Below are 17,717 nucleotides of genomic sequence, written 5' to 3'. Positions count from 1 at the left end.
GATGTCTCACGGTGGTCGGGGCGTTCACGTGTCTCCGTGTGGGGCTGCTGCCGCCCGTGCGGGCGTGACTGGTCGGCGTGCGCCCCGTGAAGCTGGCCCAGGTCCGGCGTAGCGCTCCCGTCCAAGGGCTCGTCGGCCAGCTGCAGACCCGGCCCGCAGGTATTGCAGGAGCCCTGCTGGCGCTGTGATGGCGATCTCGGGTCGGGTCGGACACCCGACTAGATGGTCGCACCGTCCGCTGCAACGGAGACGTGGGGACGGCGAAGCATGCCCTAGCCCGCGGATTCGACGATCCGGGCGAGCAGAACGCCGAGCCACACACCGACACCTACCACTGCGATAAGCGCCCCAAGCGAGTTGATGGTCGCCCACGCGATGTACCTGAGAGAGCGAGACGGTTTCAGCGGCGTCGCATTCGTCAGGACGGCGCCCGTGAAGATGGTTCCGATCAAGCCGATGCCGAGCGCCAAAACCAACCCCGCCAGCGGCATAGGGAAGGACCCGGCGGCTAGGAAGTTCCCGAGTGCAGACCCGAAGCAGGCGAGGCACCACAGCCACGAGGTGCGTTTCAGGCCCGCCTGACGGATGAGGAGGTAGCAAAGCCAGGCCAGGTGAGCCACCGCACCAGCGAGAACGATCGAAGCGACTAAGAGCGAGAAGGCGGGTTGCCATCTCACAGGCGCGTTCACGCCGCCGAGCGCGCCCACGGTGATGACAGAGGCGACGACGAAGAGGATGTAGGCGGTGATGAGGGAGCTGGTGACGCTCTTAGCGACGTCTCGCCAGAAGTCCGTCACGGCGCTGGCGGACGCCTCTCTGTCCGGCTCGTCGGGCATGGGCGGACGCTATCGCGGCCGACATCGGGAGTCCGTCGATTGGGGGACCACACGCTGATCTGTCGCCGAGCACGCCTGACCGACCACGAATGCCGCGCCCGCGAGCCGGTGAGCTCAGCGAGACGAGGCGTTCGTGTGTCCGGCTGTCAGAACCATACCGGCGGCGGTATGGTTCTGCCGCCTGGGGTCACACCGCCACCGGTGCCTTGATGGCCGGGTGGTGCTGGTAGCCCTCGACCTTGATGTGGCGCCACGTGTACTCGAACACCGACGGCGCCTTCTCCAGCCCCAACCGCGGGTACTGGTACGGCGCGCGGGACAGCTGCTGGCGCACCTGGTCGACGTGGTTGGCGTAGATGTGGCAGTCCCCGCCGGTCCAGACGAAGTCGCCGACCTGCAGCCCGACCTGCTGGGCGACCATGTGGGTCAGCAGCGCGTAGGAGGCGATGTTGAACGGCACGCCCAGGAACAGGTCGGCGCTGCGCTGGTACAGCTGGCAGGACAGGCGCCCGTCGGCGACGTAGAACTGGAAGAGGGCGTGGCAGGGGACCAGTGCCATCTTGTCCAGGTCGGCCACGTTCCACGCCGAGACGACGTGACGCCGGGAGTCAGGGTTGGTGCGAAGGTCGTCCAGGACCCGGCTGATCTGGTCGATGTGCTCCCCGTCCGGGGTGGGCCAGGACCGCCACTGGTAGCCGTACCCGGGGCCGATGGTGCCGTCCTCGCGGCGCCACTGGTCCCAGATGTGCACGTCTCGGGCGATGAGGGTATCGACGTCGGTGTCGCCGGACAGGAACCAGAACAGCTCCTCGGCGACCCCGCGCAGGAACACCCTCTTGGTCGTGATGAGCGGGAAGCCTTCGCTCAGGTCGTAGCGCAGCTGCCGCCCAAAGACGGAGCGGGTGCCGGTGCCGGTGCGGTCGGTCTTGATGCTGCCGTTGGCCAGCACGTCGGCAAGCAACGCCTCGTAGGGGTGGGCGCTCATGCGGCCGTGTCCTGGTGGCGGGCGCGGGCCGCGGCGACTTCGTCGTCCATGCCGGCCCAGAACCCGCGTACCACCGGTGCCGGGGCGTGCCCCGTGCCACCGCCGATGCAGCGACTCTCGTGCCGGACCGGCAGCGAGCAGTCCTGCGCGTGCAGGCCCAGCGTCTCGCCCTCGGGCCGCAGCGTCCAGGAACCACCCCCGCACAGCGGGCATGTCGCCAGGTCCTCGTTCGGGCCCTCCGGGCCACGGTGGGGGCCCTGGGGGCACGGCTTGCCGAGGTAGGCGCCGAAGAACGGGCCCAGCTCCTGGGCGAGGGTGGCCTCGGTCGGCACAACCCGCAGCTCCAGTCCGTATCCGGCAGCTCGCAGCACCCGCGCCAGAGTGGAGACCCGCACGTCGCCATCGCCGCCGAGCACCTCGACCAGGCGTCGCCCGGCCAGACCAGCGACCCGGGCGAGCTCGTCACGGTCCTTGCCGTCGACGACCCGGTTCATCAGGGTCGAAGCGTCCGCAGCGGCCTGGGCGGCGGCCGCGTCGACGGCGTCCTGCGGGTCGGTGCGGACCATGCTGAGGTGGTCAGTCATCAGGGTTCAGCTCCTTGCTGGGCCCCGGTGAGCGAGAGGTGTACCGCGCCAGGGCGAGTCTTGGTCATCGAGAGATGTCGGTGACGGTGGTGCCGACCGGGGCGTCGATGGTCACCGACGGGTCGCCCTCGTAGTGGGGTCGCTCACCGAACCGGACGGGCCAGTCGGGGTAGGCGTCCACGGCGTACACCCCGATGGTCCAGTCCAGGCGGGAACCGACCGGTCCGCCGCCGTAGTCGACCAGCACGTCCAGGCTCTGCCCGTCCGGGGCGGTCAGCCGCACCCGGGTGCCGTCGGCGGCGAGCTGGAACTCCTTCCTGACCGCGCCCTCGACCTCCACGAGGTCGTCACTGGCGCCGTAGATGACGATGGGCGCAGTCTCGGTCACGGGTCCTCCAGGGTCGGGATGCGGCTGCCAGTGGCAGATGTGCGGCATCGGGCCGCGTACCCCCGCGCGGGGCGGGGCGACTGAACTCAGAAGTCCCAGTCGTCGTCCTGGGTCTCGACGGCCTTGCCGATGACGTAGGAGGACCCGGACCCGGAGAAGAAGTCGTGGTTCTCGTCGGCGTTCGGTGACAGCGCTGACAGGATCGCGGGGTTCACCGCGGTCTCCTCCTTCGGGAACAGCGCCTCGTACCCGAGGTTCATGAGGGCCTTGTTCGCGTTGTACCGCAGGAACGCCTTGACGTCCTCGGTCAGTCCGAGCTCGTCGTAGAGGTCCTCGGTGTAGTGCACCTCGTTGTCGTAGAGCTCGAGCAGCAGCTCATAGGCGTAGTCCTTCACCTCCTGCTGCCGCTGGGCGTCGGCGGATTCCAGAGCGCGCTGGGCCTTGTACCCGATGTAGTAGCCGTGCACGGCCTCGTCGCGGATGATCAGCCGGATCAGGTCGGCTGTGTTGGTGAGCTTGGCGCGGCTGGACCAGTGCATCGGGGCGTAGAACCCGGAGTAGAACAGGAACGACTCGAGCATCACCGAGGCGACCTTGCGCTTGAGCGGATCCTCGCCGTGGTATCGGTCCAGGATGATCTCGGCCTTGCGCTGCAGGTGCGGGTTCTCCTCCGACCAGCGGAATGCCTCGTCGATCTCCTTGGTCGAGACCAGCGTGGAGAAGATCGAGGAGTAGGACTTGGCGTGCACCGACTCCATGAAGGCGATGTTGGTGTAGACAGCCTCCTCGTGCGGGGTCAGCGCGTCGGGGATGAGGCTGACGGCGCCGACGGTGCCCTGGATGGTGTCCAGCAGCGTCAGGCCCGTGAAGACCCGGGTCGTCATCGTCTTCTCGGCCTCGGACAGGCTCGCCCAGGAGGAGATGTCGTTGGAGACCGGCACCTTCTCCGGCAGCCAGAAGTTCCCGACCAGGCGGTCCCAGACCTCGAGGTCCTTCTCGTCCTCGATGCGGTTCCAGTTGATCGCCGTGACCCGGTCGATGAGCTTGGGGGTGGAGGTGGTCATGATGCTCCTGTGGGATGGGTGTTCGGTGCTCGGTGCTGACCGGACGGGGGTGCCTGCCCGGGCAGCCGGCGCGACCTCAGGTGCCGCGCCGGCGGTGGGTTCACAACGCACAGCTGACGCAACCCTCCACCTCAGTGCCCTCCAGAGCCATCTGGCGCAACCGCACGTAGTAGATGGTCTTGATGCCCTTGCGCCAGGCGTAAATCTGCGCCTTGTTCAGGTCGCGGGTGGTCACGTCGGCGGGGAAGAACAGCGTCAGCGACAGGCCCTGGTCGACGTGCTGGGTGGCCTCGGCATAGGTGTCGATGATCTTCTCGTAGCCGATGTCGTAGGCGTCGGCGAAGAACTCGATGTTGTCGTTGGTCAGGCCCGGCGCCGGGTAGTAGACGCGGCCGAGCTTGCCCTCCTTGCGGATCTCGATCTTGGCCGCGATGGGGTGGATCGAGCTCGTCGAGTGGTTGATGTAGGAGATGGACCCGGTCGGGGGGACCGCCTGCAGGTACATGTTGTAGATGCCGTGCTCACGCACCGAGCCGGCGAGCTCGCGCCAGTCCTCCTGGGTGGGGATGTGCACCCCGGCCGCGGCGAAGATGCGGCGGACCCGGTCGGTCTTGGGGCGCCACGCCCGCTCGATGTACTTGGTGAAGAACTCGCCGGTGGCGTACTTGGACCGTTCGAACCCCTCGAAGGCGCGGCCGCGCTCGATGGCGATGAGGTTCGAGGCGCGGACCGCGTGGTAGGCGACGGTGTAGAAGTAGATGTTGGTGAAGTCCAGCGCCTCAGGCGAGCCGTAGTGGATGCGCTCCCGGCCCAGGTAGCCGTGCAGGTTCATCTGGCCCAGACCGATCGCGTGGCCGGCGTCGTTGGCCTTGCGGATGGAGGGGACCGCGTCGATGCTGGTCTGGTCGCTGACCGCGGTCAGTGCCCGGATCGAGGCCTCGATGGTGGCGCCGAGGTCGGGGGAGTCCATGGCCTTGGCGATGTTGAGGGAGCCGAGGTTGCAGGAGATGTCGTTGCCGACGTGGGCGTAGGACAGGTCCTCGTTGTAGGTCGAGGCGGTGCTCACCTGCAGGATTTCGCTGCACAGGTTGGAGTGGGTGACCTTGCCCTCGATCGGGTTGGCCCGGTTCGCCGTGTCCTCGAACATCACGTACGGGTAGCCGGACTCGAACTGGATCTCGGCCAGGGTCTGGAAGAAGTCGCGGGCCTTGATCTTGGTCTTCTTGATCCGGCCGTCCTCGAGCATCTCGCGGTACTTCTCGGTGACGTTCACCTCAGCGAACGGCACCCCGTAGACGCGCTCGACGTCGTAGGGCGAGAACAGGTACATGTCCTCGTTGTTCTTGGCGAGCTCGAAGGTGATGTCGGGGATGACCACACCCAGGGAGAGCGTCTTGATCCGGATCTTCTCGTCGGCGTTCTCACGCTTGGTGTCGAGGAACCGCATGATGTCGGGGTGGTGGGCGTGCAGGTACACCGCGCCGGCGCCCTGCCGGGCGCCGAGCTGGTTGGCGTAGGAGAAGGAGTCCTCGAGCAGCTTCATCACCGGGATGACACCCGAGGACTGGTTCTCGATGTGCTTGATCGGTGCCCCGTACTCGCGCAGGTTGCTCAGCAGCAGCGCGACGCCGCCGCCGCGCTTGGACAGCTGCAGGGCGGAGTTGATGCCGCGGGCGATGGACTCCATGTTGTCCTCGATGCGCAGCAGGAAGCAGGAGACGGGTTCGCCGCGCTGGGCCTTGCCGACGTTGAGGAATGTCGGGGTGGCGGGCTGGAACCTGCCGGTGATGATCTCTTCGACGAGCTTGCCGGCGAAGTCGACGTCGCCGTCGGCCAGGCCGAGCGCGACCATGGCGACCCGGTCCTCGAACCGCTCCAGGTAGCGCTTGCTGTCGAAGGTCTTGAGCGCGTAGGAGGTGAAGAACTTGAACGCCCCGAGGAAGGTCTCGAACCGGAACTTGTGGGCGTAGGCACGCTGGAAGGTGGCCTTGATGTCGGCGTAGTCGTACTTGGCCAGCACGGCCGGGTCGTAGTAGTCGTTCTCGAGCAGGTAGTCGAGCTTCTCGCGCAGGTCGTGGAAGAAGACCGTGTTCTGGTTGACGTGGTCCAGGAAGTACCGGCGCACCGCTCGCTTGTCGGCGTCGAACTGGATCTTGCCGTCGGCGTCGTAGAGGTTGAGCATCGCGTTGAGCGCGTGGTGGTCCAGGGCGGTTTCGGTCATCGTGGGGTCTCCGTGTGGTTCCAGAAGGTGGTCAGGCCGGTGCGCACGGTCTCCACGTCGTGGGGGGTGCCCATGAGCTCGAACCCGTACAGGTAGGGGACGCCGCACTTGGCGGCGATGATGGGTCCGGCGAGGCAGTACGCCTGGCCGAAGTTGGTGTTGCCGGCGGCGATCACCGCGCGCAGCAGGGCCCGGTTGTCCGGGTCGTTCAGGAACCGGATGACCTGCTTGGGCACTGCGCCGCCGTGGTTGCCGCCGCCGTAGGTCGGCACGACCAGGACGTAGGGGTCCTGGGTGTGCAGTGCGGGGTCGCCGGCACGCAGCGGGATGCGATGCGCCGGGAGGCTGAGCTTGTCGACGAACCGGGCGGTGTTGTTCGAGACCGAGGAGAAGTAGACCAGCGAGCTCACGGGTCTGCTGCCTCCTACATGTGGTGGTCTCGGGTGGGTGGACCCGGTACATGTGCGGGCGCCCTCGGCCCTGCCGGCTGCGGCCCGGACCGGGGTTCGGCTGCCCTGGCAGCCCGCTGCAAGCGTGAAGCCGTGCGCTGAACACAGCTCCGATCAGGCGGACAGCTTCACCGCGACCGGGCGTTCCGGAGGCGCTGCGTCACTGCGTCGCAGGGCACAGGGCTCACCGTGCGCCGGTGCCGCACATCTGGGAAGCATGACGACCCACAGCACCGAGACCGCTGCGCTGCGCGCCGGCTTGCCCATCAACTGGTCCGGCGCGGCCGCGGCGCTGGCCACGCTGATCTCGTTGCTGGCGATGGTGCTGTGGGCCGACCTGCGCCCGTGGACCGGCATCGTGCTGATGCTGTCCGGGCTGTGGTGGCTCAAGGAGATCGACCAGGCCTGGACCCGGCGGGCGCGACGCCAGCAGGGCTGAACGCTCGGGCCGGGCTCGCGGTCACACCGGCTGCCTGGCCCGCTGTTCCTGCTGCTGATGCAGCGCCTGCAGGAACGGTTCGGGGTCGACCTGGGCCCCGCGCCGGGCCACGACGGCGTTCGTGGAGGTGCGCAGCACGGTGCCGTCGTTGAGCTCCACGCGTGCCTCGAACTCCACCGGCCGGCGCTGGGCGCCCTCGCCGTCCCACTTCACCGGGCGCGAGGGGATGGCCCAGACACCGGTCACGCGCGCCCACCGGGCCTTGCCCGGGTCGTGGTAGACCTGCGAGATGAGATCGCCCTTGCGCAGCTGACGCACCCGCGGCCGGGATGCCTCCATCTGAGCCTTGCCGAAGGCGCGCACCATGTCCGAGACCAGACCTCGCTCGTAGGAGCGGCCGCTGCCGTTGCACACGAAGCAGCGGTTGTGGCCGAGGTCTCGGCTGTACAGCGACTTGCCGGTGCCGTTGCAGCGGCCGCACGCGATGGTGGGGAAGCCGAACTCGTCGAAGGGGCGCCTCGATGGCGCCACGAGCGCCACATCGGGCTCGGCGCGGGTGCCTGCGGAGAACTGTCCCCCCTCCTTGACACCGGCCGGTACGCGACACTGCTTCTCGGTCAGCTTCATGCCCCGGTAGATGTGCGGGTCACCACACCCTGATCGAACGGGTGTGCGGCACTCAGGCGGCGGTGGGCTGCCAGCCGGCACCGGTGTGCTGCACCAGGCGGGCCCCGTGACGGGCCAGACGCTGCGCGAACGCCTGCGCCTGCTCGCGGGTGTCGAGCTCCACGACCGGGCGGCCCGGACTCTGGTAACCCCACCGCTCGGGCTTAGCGCGACGGGCCAGCTCCACGCCGTGCTCGATGCCGGCGGCCAGCTCAAGCTCGGCGGGACGGTGCAGGCCACGACGACGGGCGTCACGGATCTCCATCTCCGCGGCGGCAAGGTGGCCGCGCTCCAGGTTGTGCTCACCGGCCGCAAGCATGCGGACCACATCCGCGCGGCGGTGGCGCTCCATACGGGTGGCGTCCTGGCGGGACAGGCTGCGACGCAGTGTTCGGCCCGCGCACATGGTGCCCATGCGGGCCACCTCGACGCCGTCGTCGTCGGCCAGCACCACGGTTCCGCGCAGCTCCTGGCGGCCGCAGCTGTCGCAGCTGGTCTGCTCGTCGTTGAACCCGATCGCGTGCAGCCGGACCGGCGGCTCGGTGTACCCGGCATCGGTCAGCCCGAACAGCACGTCGGCGGACGGCTCGGGCCGCGGGGTGGAGGCGAATCGGCCGCCGGTGCGCACGCCGCGGGGGACTCGGAGCGGGGTGGTGGTCATGCCAGATGGATGTGCGGGACCTACCAGGTGCCGGGCAGGTGGTCGATGCTGACGTCCTGGGCAAGCACACCGAACCCGAGCAGCGGGACGCTCTGGTCGGCTCGCGTCTGCCACGGCATGCGGCCGGTCCGATCCGGGTAGACCAGCTGCAACGCGTCCACGGGCAGGCCGGGTCGGGCGTAGAGCTCGTTGGCGGCCGGGAGCAACCTCCTGGTGTCCAGGACCGAGACCGCACGCAGCGCGACCCCGGCCAGGATGCCGTGGACCTGGTCCCCGTGACGCAGGCCGCGGTCGAGCACCCCGGCGCCGTCGGCTGCCGCCTGCAACGCGGGCTCGGCGATGCTGCGGCGCAGCCCGACCACGACCAGCTCGGGGTGCTCGTGGGCGGACAGACCGACGGTGTAGCTGTACAGGCTGCGCAGCTCGACGTCGAAGGCGGTCACGATGGCGAGACCGGTGCGGTTGATGTCGGCTCGGCAGCGGGCCAGCAGGGTCTGCCAGGAGGTTCCGCTCACGGGGCCTGGCTCTCGGGACGCAGCCACGGGGTCCAGTTGGTGCCGGGCAGAGGCCAGGCTTCGTCCTTGGCCTTGTGGGCGGCGAGCAGGCTGCCGTGCGCGGCTTGCAGGAGCCGTCCGATGCCGAGCCGTTTGCGGGGCGACATCGGCTCGTCCAGGACGAAGTTCTTGCCGTCGTAGCGGGCTGCGCGTTCGTGGGTGTCGCTGAACAGGCGCGGCTGAAACTGCTCGAGGAAGTCCTGCAACGTCGGCTCGTCCTCGGTGTGCACCAGGGCCCAGGGCCGGCCCAGGCACACGGCGATGCCGCCACGGATATCGGTGACCCACATGGCCGAGTAGACGAGCTTGCGGGTCGGGCCGCCGGGGGTAGCGATGACCGAGGCCGGTCGAAGCGTCATCGGGGTGGTCGCTGGGCGTGGTCGGCCCAGGATGGGGGCGAGAGGCATGTGCGCCCTATGTGCGGCACCGTGCCATCGGGTGCCGGTTCAGTCGGTGGGGATCCCGGCTCGGCGCAGCAGTGCGTAGGCGACCGCGTGCGGGTGCTGCCAGTCGACCATGACGGTGCCCTCGTCGTCCTCGGCTGCGCGGGGGTCGGGCGAGGTGTCGGCCCAGTGGTGGTAGACCTCGGGACTGACGCGCCCCTGGTCGACCTCGATCTCGAACAGCGCCTGGTGGCCGGGCCGGTGCAGTCGGACCTCCCAGCATCGCCCCTCTGCCAGGCTGGTGATGCGGGCGCCGTGCCGGGCGAGCACGCCGAGCGCGGTGGCGACCTCTCGAGGGGCGCCGGGGTAGGTGGGGGACCTCAGCGTGACGGCCGGCTCGCCCTTGGCGGTGGTGGTGAACCGGCCACCGGTGTGCACGCCAGCGGGCACGCGCGTCTGAGTGGCGGTGGTGGGGTGAGCGGTGAGCGTCATGTCCGGTAGATGTGCGGACGACCCGCTGTTGGGGCGGGCGTGGGGTGGTTCTCACGTCTGCGCGCGCGTACGCACATGTGCGCGGGGGCGCGCGCACATGTGCGCGCAGACGTGGAAGCCTCCCTTCGGCCGTCGTGCAGGGCCCCGATCCGGGGTCCGATTCGTGAGCTTCGACCGGGGTTGCGGTCGTCTCGACGGAGTTTTGCTCCGTTGCTCCGTCGGGCCGTGGGGGTGTTTTCGCAGGTCAGAGGGCATGAACGGAGAAACGGACGGACGGAGCAGTTTTCAGGGGGTCCTACTGGGGGCTGTGTGTGTGCAAGAACCGTCGGGTGCCGTCCCGGGGGTGGGGGAGGGCAGAGGGGGAAAGTTTGCACACACAGTCCCCTATACGCGATCCCCTCTACTTACTCCGTTTCTCCGTTCAACAAGGAAAAAGTAGTACCTGTAGGGCTCTGACCTGGGACTTTGTGTCGCAAACCCGACGGAGTTGGGGTCTCGAAAAGTCCGTCGAGCTCCGTCGGGATCCCTGGTTCGGGGCGTTGTCGCAGGTCAGGGGCTTGCAGGGGGTGGGGGCGCAACTCCGTCGGGGCCCTGACTGCTCGCGGGGTGTAGGACACAGGACCGCTGCGTGTCCGCGTGTTGCCGGTGCTGTAGCGGCAGACGTGTAATACACTCGTGTGCGATGGTGTGCGCGATCGGCGCACCCCGACGCCCTACGACAGGAGCCTGTTGATGACGAGCTCGAACCGGGTCGACGCCTCGAGCCCGTTCCTCGACGAGCTGCGCACCTACGCCAGCAAGGGGTTCGACGGGTCGATCTCGGCCGCCGCCAACGGCCTGGAGGTCATCGTCTTCCTCGAGGCCGGACAGGTCATCGCGGTCCACAGCCCGCAGTTCACCTTCCCCACCCATGAGCTCGCGGTCGCCTACACCGGCAACGAGCCGACCGGCCAGGACCACCTGCGATGGCTCTACGAGCGCATCAACAGCGACACCGAGGGCAAGGGCCTGGGCGCCGACGACGTCGACCGCATCGTGCGCAACTGGTCCTACGGTCTGCTCGCCTCCGCGTTGACGTGGCGCAACCCCAAGGTGCGCCGCAACCGCCGGGCCAGCGTCACCACGAACAAGTTCTACCCCACCCCGTGGCAGGTCGTGCTCGCCGACGTGACCGCCCGGGTCGACGACCTGGTCTCCTCCTGGGCGATCCTGACCGACTACCTGGCCGCACAGGAAGGCTTCGCCGGCGGCGCCCGGCCCGCCTCGGTCGCCTGCGGCAAGCTTGTGCTGCAGGCACCCGGTCACCCGCTGCTGCTCGGCAAGGCACCCGTGGACGAGGTCGCTCGCACGCTCGGCACCACCCGGTACGAGCTGCTCTCCGCCGCCGCACGTGTCGTGCTCAACGGGGGAACGCTGCAGCCCAGCCTGATGGCGATGTCGGGTGACCTGCCGGTCTACCCGGTGCCGGAGTCGCTGGAGGACACCGCGAACGAGTGGGCCAGCATCGAGGCGGTCGCCGAGGTGGAGCGCCCCGCCGTCGAGCAGCCCATCGAGCCGGTCCAGGACGACCTCGACCTCGAGCCCGAGCCCGAGCTCGAGCCCGAGCCTGAGGTCGAGCCTGAGGTCGAGCAGCGTGACGCCGACCTGGGGGACGTCTACGCCCAGCTGGGCGTCGAGGTGCCCGGGCAGACGGCCGAGCCGGTGCTTGAGCCCGAGGTCCCCGCAGCTGGACCGGCCACAGAGGACGCCCTGGCCGCCAACCCTCTGGAAGGCGCGGTCGAGGTCGCCCACGGCACCGACGTCGCACTGGCCCAGGACACGCTCAGCGGCTCCGGCGCCGAGCAGATGCGCACCTGGGTGGACGCCTCCGCCAACGACCGCGAGCGGGCGTTGCGCGAGTCGGTCTACCGGCAGGCACTCGTCGCGGCCGCAGCCGCGGCCAGCACACGCCTGGGCGAGCTGGAAACCAAGATCGTCGAGCTCGAGGCAATGGCCGCTGACGCGCACGCCGGACGGCAGCAGGTCGAGGCCGCAGAAGCCCAGGCGCAGGCCGCCCGCGCGCAGGTCGAGGACGCCGAGACCAGGTTGCGCAGCTTCGAGGAGGAAGGGCTGGTCTACCTCGCCGCCGAGCGCTCCGCCCAGCAGCAGGTCGAGCAGGCCCGCGAGAACGCCGAGCAGGCCCACGTCGACGTCGAGGCGGCGCAGCGTGCTCTCGCAGCCGCCCAGGACCACCTGCAGGCGGCGCAGACCAAGGTCGCCCAGGCTGAGAGCGAGCTCGACTCGATCTCCCAGGACGCGCAGGCGAACTACCACCAGCCGCTGGCCCAGGCGGTCGAGGGCCGCGAGGAGGTCGTGCGCACCGTGCTCGATCCCGCGCAGGCTCACCTGGACCGCGTCAGCGCCGAGGTCGTCCTGGTGGGTCAGGCAGCCGCGGCGCTGGTGGAGGAAGTCATGACAGTCGGGTACGAGGCCGAGCTCGGGGTCCGGGTGGTGCGCGACCTGGACGACACCGGTCAGCTCGACTCCGACCCGCTGGTCGCCTCGCTGCGTACCCTTCACGAGCGCCTGACCGCGGTCCTGGACGGCATGCCGGAGCTCACCGGCCAGCCCACCGTCACGACCGCGCAGCAGGTGCAGGAGCAGGCCGGGATCGATGCCGAGGCACCGGCCCCGGCATCGATCGACTCGGCGCTGGAGGACCTGCTCGCAGGTCACGACCCCGAGCCCGCTGTCGGCGTCGAGGCCGACCTGGGTGAGGTTCCTGTAGCGCCGGACTTCGAGGAGCTCACGGACGAGGCGGTCACCCCGGTCCCGCAGATGCTTCCCGAGCAGGTCGAGACAGACCCCGTCCACGGCGACGCCCCGGAGGGTCTCGCGCTGGGCGTCGAGGACATGGCTGACAGCCAGAGCGTCGACGCCTTCGAGCAGGCGCTGGCCGACCTCGAGCACGGCGAGCAGCCTGACGAGCTCGACGACCTACTGGACCAGGTCGCCGGCGCCACCGCCACCGCCCTGCCTGTCGAGGAGGCGCCAGCCCAGGCCGCAACGCCTGTGAGCTTCGATGAGATCCTCGCCGGCCAGGCACCCCAGGCGCCCTGGAATGGTGACGTCGTGCAGTGGGCTTCCGTCGAGGCCGAGCAGTCATGAGCAGCCGACCCGCCGCACATGAGGGACACATGGACCAGTCTCTGACCCGGCTTCGGCCCAGTGACCGGCACGGCACCTGGGTGCTGGCCACCGCCAGCGGAACCCGGTACGAGCTGACCCACAACGAGCACGGCTGCACCGTGTCCCGACTGCCCGGTCAGACCGAGGAGAGCGCGAACCTGCGTCGCGACCGAGAGCCGATACGGCTGCTGGGTGTCAACACCGTGGACGAGCAGCGAACGGTCACCGTGGGCGAGCTGCGTGTGGGTCAGCGGGCGGTGCTGCTCCTGGAACCACTGGCCGCGGACGCGGTGTACACGCAACGCGTCACCACCCCGGTGGTGGCGATCACCAAGCAGAAGGCCGTCGTCGGCCAAGGCTGACCGGGCACCCAAGACAGCGAAGCGGCCGCTCCCAGTCGGGGCGGCCGCTTCGTGTTCTGGGCTCAGCTGTTGCTGACGGCGGTGTCCGGGTCGATGCTCGGCAGGTCCTCGGGCGCGGTGGTGCTCAGGTCCTCCGGCAGCGTCGGCTCCTCGAGGTCTTCGCCGGGCGTCGGCTCCGGCAGCTCCTCGGCCTGCGCGGTGCCGGCCAGCGCCTCGATCTGCGCGGCGAGGCCCTCGACGTCGACCTGCTGCAGGAACATTCGGGTGTTGATGTTCAGCGTGACGGCGTCCTCGTCGGCGGCGATGGAGGAGCTGGAGACGACGTTGATGCGGGGGGCGTCTCGCAGTCCGTCCAGGAACGCGAGCACCTGCTCGGTGCTGCCACGCACCGACATCGACAGGTCGTAGTAGGCCAGCACCGGCGTTGCGGCTGGGGTCGTGGGCGCGGCGGGGGCGTCGCCGCCGTCGCCGTCATCGGGGGCGGGTCCTTCGTCGGGGGTTGCCTGAACCATCTGCGGCACCGAGATCGAGAGGTTGGTGACCTCCGAGATGCCTGCGGTCGCGGCGATCGCGCCGAGCTGGTCGTACAGGTCCGCCTGGTCGATCTGCGACGGCACCCGGGCCGACAGGTCGCGCAACGCGTCGATCTGGGTGGTGATGCCGGCCAGGCGGGCCTTGAGCAGGGGTAGCTGCTGATCCAGGGAGAGGTTGGACTGCTCCTGCGCCTGGAGGGTCTGGGTGAGCTCGGCCTTCTGGTCCTGCTGCGGGCTGATGAGCCCCAGGAAACCGCCGCCCGCCACGGCCAGGCAACCGATCGCGGCCAGCACCGTGGTCTTGTCCTTGAGCAGGTTCATCACTGGCCGTCCTCGGAGGTCGGGGTCGTCTCGGGCTCGGGGAGCTCGCTGGTCGGGTCGGTGCCTTCGCCGGTGTCGCTCTGCATCTGGTTGAAGGCCTCGACGCTGAGGCCGACGCTGCCCTGCAGCGAGCCGTCACCGGCCAGCGCCGGCAGGTAGGGGTCGGCGAACCAGGTGTCGCGGCCCAGGGCGTTCAGCACACCCGAGGGGGTGGCACCGCCGGCCGTCGGGTTCCCGGTGAAGGAGATGCAGCCAGCCAGCGGGACCTGGTTGAACGGGTCGGTGGAGACGCAGTCGACGTCGGGGTTCTCGCTGGTGACCGTCATCAGCTGGAATGAGGTGACCTGCAGGTACGGGCCGACCGCGTCCAGGAACCGCTGCATCACCGCGCCGTGGTCGACGGTGCGCGAGGTCTGGGACTGGATCGTGGTGTTCAGCGCCTCGGTCTGGGTGGCGAGGTTCGTGACGGGGGAGTAGACCGCCACCTGCTCGGAGAGCACGCGGCCGCGCTCGGCGGCGGTGGCGACCTGGTCCTCCAGGTCGGCGATGCCTGCGGTGCCGGCGCCCCAGGTGCCGAGGACCCCGACCGCGCAGGCCAGTGTCGCGCCCACGACCAGCCGGCGGTTGCGCATGGTGGCCAGTCGTGCCCGATGCGCAGCCGGCAGGACGTCGACCCGCGGCGGCGTGGCCTGGAACTTCTGCCCACCGGTGGCCTTCTTCTTGCGGCTCAGCTTCAGCTGCATCGCTGTTCCCTTCAACGGACGCTCGCCGCGACGGCGCTGGTCAGGTCCTGGTCGGTCTTCTCGGTGACTGCCTGCAGCTTCTCGGGGTGGGAGACCCAGGCGGTGGGGTCGAGCACGGCCACCCGGCTGGAGCCGCCGAGCTCGGCGGACAGGCGGGGGGCGAGGTTGGGCAGCCGGGACTCTCCACCGGTCAGCCACACCCGGCCCACCGGCATGCCGAGGGTGTGGGCCATGTCGGAGACGCCGCGGTGCAGCTCGCGCACGAGCGAGGTCGACCACGCCGAGATTGCCTGGGCGACGTCGTGCAGATCCTCGGGCTGGTACTTGGGGTGGTGCTGCGGCTGGGAGTGGTCGATCAGCTTGAGGGCCTCGGCCTCCTCGGTGGAGATGCCGAGGTTGAGGGAGATGTCCTGGGTGAGGTTCTCTCCGGCGAACTGACCGAAGGGCAGCTCGGCGACGAACTGCTTGTCGACGACGGCGGCCATGGTGACCGTGGTGGCTCCGAGGTTGACGACGGCGTCCACCACACCGGGGCCGGAGGAGGCCTGGTTGATGAAGCGGGCCAGCGCGAACGCGGTGACGTCGACACCGGAAGGCCGGATACCCGCCTCCCACACGCAGTCCAGGATGGCTTCCAGGGTGACCTTGTCGACCCCTACGACCGCGACGGACGCCTGGGTGCGGACGTCCCCGTCTTCGCTCGTAGTGTCATACACATCGGCGATGTGGTAGTCGACGTACATGTTCTTGGTGCCGACCGGAAGGCGCTTGTCGGCCTCGACGGCGACGATGGCGTCCATGTCCGCTCGCGCGGCCAGCCAGTCGACGGTCGCAGGTCGGATCAGGACGGCTGGGTGGGAGCCGACCACGATCGAGGCGCGCCTCGTGCGGAACCGTCCATGGCGCCACAGCTGACGCAATGCCGCCACTAGTGCGGTGCGGTCGCGTAGTACGCCCTCGCTGAACGTGCCGCTGGCCAGCGGCACCGCATGAGCTCGACGCACGGTGACCGCGCGTGCGCTGGTGGTCGTCTCGACCGCACGCACGCCCGTGGTCCCGATGTCCAGGCCTACGACCGACCCCATGCTGTTCCTCATCTCGGCGAACGACTTGCTCGGCGACGCGCGGGCGCGCATCGCGGCTTCCGGGTACAGTGTGTCATACACTGACGTGAGTTCGGTGAACCCAGACGGAGTGTTGTGGAAGGTGGTGGCGGGGGATGGCGGCTGACGTCGCGTCGGTGCTCGAGAGCGCCCGGCTCGTGGACGCCCAGACCGCGGATCTCATCCGCAGCCACGCCCAGCAGCACCAGCTCACCCAGGCCAAGGTCGCGGTCACCGTCGGCGGGCTCACCGAGAACCAGGTGTTCGTCGCCGTCGTGCGCTCCTCGGGGCTGAACGTCACCGAGGACCTGGCCGCCGAACCGGCCGACCCGGAGGCGGTCGCGCTGCTCACCCGCGAGCAGGCCGAGGCCTGGAGCGTCGTGCCGCTGCGGTTCGAGGGCTCCTCGCTCATCATCGCCGGCACCCCGAACGCGCAGAAGAACAGCCAGGTCAACGTCGACCTCGGCCTCAAGCTCGGCTCCACCCCCTACCGGTGGCTGATCGCCCGCGCCGAGGACATCCGCGCCAAGATCGCCGCGCTGTACCGCAACGAGGCGGAGATGCAGCGCCTGGCCCTGGCCGTGGGGGACGGCGGCAACGGGCTGGACACTGGTGTGCGGCTGGTCAACCTGCACCTGGAGCAGGCCATCACCGACCGCGCCTCCGACATCCACTTCGAGCCGACCACCGCACACCTGCGGGTGCGGTACCGCATCGACGGCGTCCTGACCGAGCGTGAGGCCATCCCGCGCAGCGTGGCCGAGTCGGTCATCTCCCGCCTCAAGATCATGGCCGAGGTCGACCCGGCCGAGAAGCGCAAGCCGCAGGATGGCCGCATCAGGTTCCCCACCACCGGACGCACCGTCGACATGCGTGTCGCCACCGCGCCGGTGGCCTCCGGCCTCGAAGAGGTCATCATCCGGATCCTGGACAACTCCGCCTCCAACATGGACATCACCAGGTTGGGGCTCTCGGAGCACACCTACGGGCGTTGGTCGGCCGGCTTCGCCAAGCCCAACGGGATGTTGCTGGCCACCGGGCCCACCGGGTCGGGCAAGTCGACCACGCTGTACGCGACTCTGAGCAAGATCGTGAACCCCAAGGTCAAGGTCATCACCATCGAGGATCCCGTCGAGTACCGCATCGCCGGCATCAGCCAGCGTCAGGTCAACCCCAAGGCCGGTGTCACCTTCGCCGGTGCGCTGCGCTCCATCCTGCGTTCGGACCCCGACGTCATCCTGGTCGGTGAGATCCGCGACAAGGAGACCGCGACGATCGCGATCGAGGCCGCCCTGACCGGTCACCTCGTGCTGTCTTCGTTGCACACCAACAGCGCCCCCGAGGCCGTGGTGCGCCTGGTCGAGATGGGGGTGGAGCCGTTCCTGGTGTCCTCGGTCGTGGAGTGCGCGCTCGGGCAGCGGCTGGTGCGGCGCCTGTGCGAGGCCTGCAAGGCACCGGAGCAGCTCGACCCGGACCTGGCCGCCAACATCGGCTTCGTGCTCCCCGAGGGGGTCGAACCCACGTTCTTCCGCCCGGTCGGCTGCGCCCGCTGCTCGGAGGGCTACATGGGCCGTATCGCCCTGCACGAGGCGATGTCGCGTTCGCCCGCTGTGGAAAAGGCCATCGTCCGGGGCTCCGTCTCCGGGTTGGAGCTGCACGAGGTCGCCCGCGCCGAGGGCATGCGCCCGATGCGCGAGGACGGCTGGTTGAAGGTCGCACAGGGGGTCACCACGATCTCCGAGGTGCTGCGAGTTGTGGCGTAGAG

At 69.3% G+C, this 17,717-nt stretch carries 19 protein-coding genes; 4 read left to right on the top strand and 15 right to left on the bottom strand.

Translation table 11 applies throughout. From position 1 onward, the window contains the following. Nucleotides 1-272: 272 nt before the first annotated feature. The 7 genes from GPA03_RS05995 to nrdI form a co-directional block, all read right to left on the bottom strand. Nucleotides 273-836: a hypothetical protein gene (locus GPA03_RS05995; RefSeq protein WP_156251003.1), complete on the bottom strand. Its 564-nt coding sequence runs from the start codon at nt 834-836 to the stop codon at nt 273-275. Between the two features lie 187 nt (nt 837-1,023). Further along, complete coding sequence (locus GPA03_RS05990) at nt 1,024-1,821, bottom strand: thymidylate synthase (protein ID WP_156251002.1); 798 nt, start codon at nt 1,819-1,821, stop codon at nt 1,024-1,026. Then, entirely contained in the window at nt 1,818-2,405 is a 588-nt protein-coding gene (locus GPA03_RS05985) for a helix-turn-helix domain-containing protein (RefSeq protein ID WP_156251001.1), read from the bottom strand. The genes GPA03_RS05990 and GPA03_RS05985 overlap by 4 nt, the downstream gene beginning before the upstream one ends. A 64-nt stretch (nt 2,406-2,469) precedes the next feature. Beyond that, nucleotides 2,470-2,793 (bottom strand): hypothetical protein, encoded by a 324-nt coding sequence (locus GPA03_RS05980; RefSeq protein WP_156251000.1) that lies wholly within the window; start codon nt 2,791-2,793, stop codon nt 2,470-2,472. 86 nt (nt 2,794-2,879) lie between these two features. After that, complete coding sequence (gene nrdF, locus GPA03_RS05975; RefSeq protein WP_156250999.1) at nt 2,880-3,857, bottom strand: class 1b ribonucleoside-diphosphate reductase subunit beta; 978 nt, start codon at nt 3,855-3,857, stop codon at nt 2,880-2,882. 100 nt (nt 3,858-3,957) lie between these two features. Further along, nucleotides 3,958-6,078: a class 1b ribonucleoside-diphosphate reductase subunit alpha gene (nrdE, locus tag GPA03_RS05970; protein WP_156250998.1), complete on the bottom strand. Its 2,121-nt coding sequence runs from the start codon at nt 6,076-6,078 to the stop codon at nt 3,958-3,960. After that, nucleotides 6,075-6,488, bottom strand: coding sequence for a class Ib ribonucleoside-diphosphate reductase assembly flavoprotein NrdI (gene nrdI / locus GPA03_RS05965; RefSeq protein ID WP_156250997.1), 414 nt, complete (start codon nt 6,486-6,488; stop codon nt 6,075-6,077). Before nrdI ends, nrdE begins: the two co-directional genes overlap by 4 nt. 256 nt (nt 6,489-6,744) lie before the next feature. Here nrdI and GPA03_RS05960 point away from each other — a divergent pair, with 256 nt between their 5' ends. Beyond that, nucleotides 6,745-6,966: a hypothetical protein gene (locus GPA03_RS05960; protein WP_156250996.1), complete on the top strand. Its 222-nt coding sequence runs from the start codon at nt 6,745-6,747 to the stop codon at nt 6,964-6,966. Between the two features lie 21 nt (nt 6,967-6,987). On the opposite strand, the gene GPA03_RS05955 is transcribed toward GPA03_RS05960, so the two are convergent. From GPA03_RS05955 to GPA03_RS05940, 5 genes are all read right to left on the bottom strand, one after another. Continuing rightward, complete coding sequence (locus GPA03_RS05955) at nt 6,988-7,593, bottom strand: hypothetical protein (RefSeq protein ID WP_156250995.1); 606 nt, start codon at nt 7,591-7,593, stop codon at nt 6,988-6,990. 52 nt (nt 7,594-7,645) lie between these two features. After that, complete coding sequence (locus tag GPA03_RS05950; RefSeq protein WP_156250994.1) at nt 7,646-8,293, bottom strand: hypothetical protein; 648 nt, start codon at nt 8,291-8,293, stop codon at nt 7,646-7,648. Nucleotides 8,294-8,313: 20 nt separating this feature from the next. Beyond that, on the bottom strand, nt 8,314-8,808 hold the full coding sequence (locus tag GPA03_RS22440) for a DUF4262 domain-containing protein (RefSeq protein ID WP_162458272.1): 495 nt from the start codon (nt 8,806-8,808) through the stop codon (nt 8,314-8,316). After that, the gene (locus tag GPA03_RS22435) at nt 8,805-9,206 is read right to left on the bottom strand and encodes a hypothetical protein (RefSeq protein WP_162458271.1); all 402 of its coding nucleotides are present in this window, start codon (nt 9,204-9,206) and stop codon (nt 8,805-8,807) included. Before GPA03_RS22435 ends, GPA03_RS22440 begins: the two co-directional genes overlap by 4 nt. Nucleotides 9,207-9,293: 87 nt before the next feature. After that, a complete protein-coding gene (locus GPA03_RS05940; protein ID WP_156250992.1) occupies nt 9,294-9,722 on the bottom strand; it encodes a hypothetical protein in 429 nt (142 codons plus the stop codon). A gap of 732 nt (nt 9,723-10,454) precedes the next feature. On the opposite strand from GPA03_RS05940, the gene GPA03_RS05935 reads away from it, so the two are divergent. Continuing rightward, nucleotides 10,455-12,869 carry a hypothetical protein gene (locus tag GPA03_RS05935; protein ID WP_156250991.1) on the top strand — a complete coding sequence of 805 codons (2,415 nt, stop codon included), beginning with the start codon at nt 10,455-10,457 and terminating at the stop codon, nt 12,867-12,869. A 29-nt stretch (nt 12,870-12,898) separates the two neighbouring features. Next, on the top strand, nt 12,899-13,252 hold the full coding sequence (locus GPA03_RS05930) for a hypothetical protein (RefSeq protein ID WP_156250990.1): 354 nt from the start codon (nt 12,899-12,901) through the stop codon (nt 13,250-13,252). A gap of 62 nt (nt 13,253-13,314) precedes the next feature. Here GPA03_RS05930 and GPA03_RS05925 read toward each other — a convergent pair whose 3' ends face one another. From GPA03_RS05925 to pilM, 3 genes are read right to left on the bottom strand one after another with little or no spacing between them, the layout of a single operon-like run. Next, the gene (locus tag GPA03_RS05925) at nt 13,315-14,106 is read right to left on the bottom strand and encodes a hypothetical protein (protein ID WP_156250989.1); all 792 of its coding nucleotides are present in this window, start codon (nt 14,104-14,106) and stop codon (nt 13,315-13,317) included. After that, nucleotides 14,106-14,849: a hypothetical protein gene (locus GPA03_RS05920; protein WP_156250988.1), complete on the bottom strand. Its 744-nt coding sequence runs from the start codon at nt 14,847-14,849 to the stop codon at nt 14,106-14,108. Before GPA03_RS05920 ends, GPA03_RS05925 begins: the two co-directional genes overlap by 1 nt. An 11-nt stretch (nt 14,850-14,860) precedes the next feature. Beyond that, nucleotides 14,861-15,985, bottom strand: coding sequence for a pilus assembly protein PilM (gene pilM / locus GPA03_RS05915; RefSeq protein WP_156250987.1), 1,125 nt, complete (start codon nt 15,983-15,985; stop codon nt 14,861-14,863). 83 nt (nt 15,986-16,068) lie between these two features. Here pilM and GPA03_RS05910 point away from each other — a divergent pair, with 83 nt between their 5' ends. Beyond that, nucleotides 16,069-17,715, top strand: coding sequence for a GspE/PulE family protein (locus tag GPA03_RS05910; RefSeq protein WP_156250986.1), 1,647 nt, complete (start codon nt 16,069-16,071; stop codon nt 17,713-17,715). The last annotated feature ends 2 nt before the right edge of the window (nt 17,716-17,717 follow it).

The organism is Pseudactinotalea terrae (assembly GCF_009733845.1).
GTDB lineage: Bacteria > Actinomycetota > Actinomycetes > Actinomycetales > Beutenbergiaceae > Pseudactinotalea > Pseudactinotalea terrae.
Note: the sequence above shows the minus strand (reverse complement) of the source record. Positions and strands in the feature narration are given on the sequence as shown.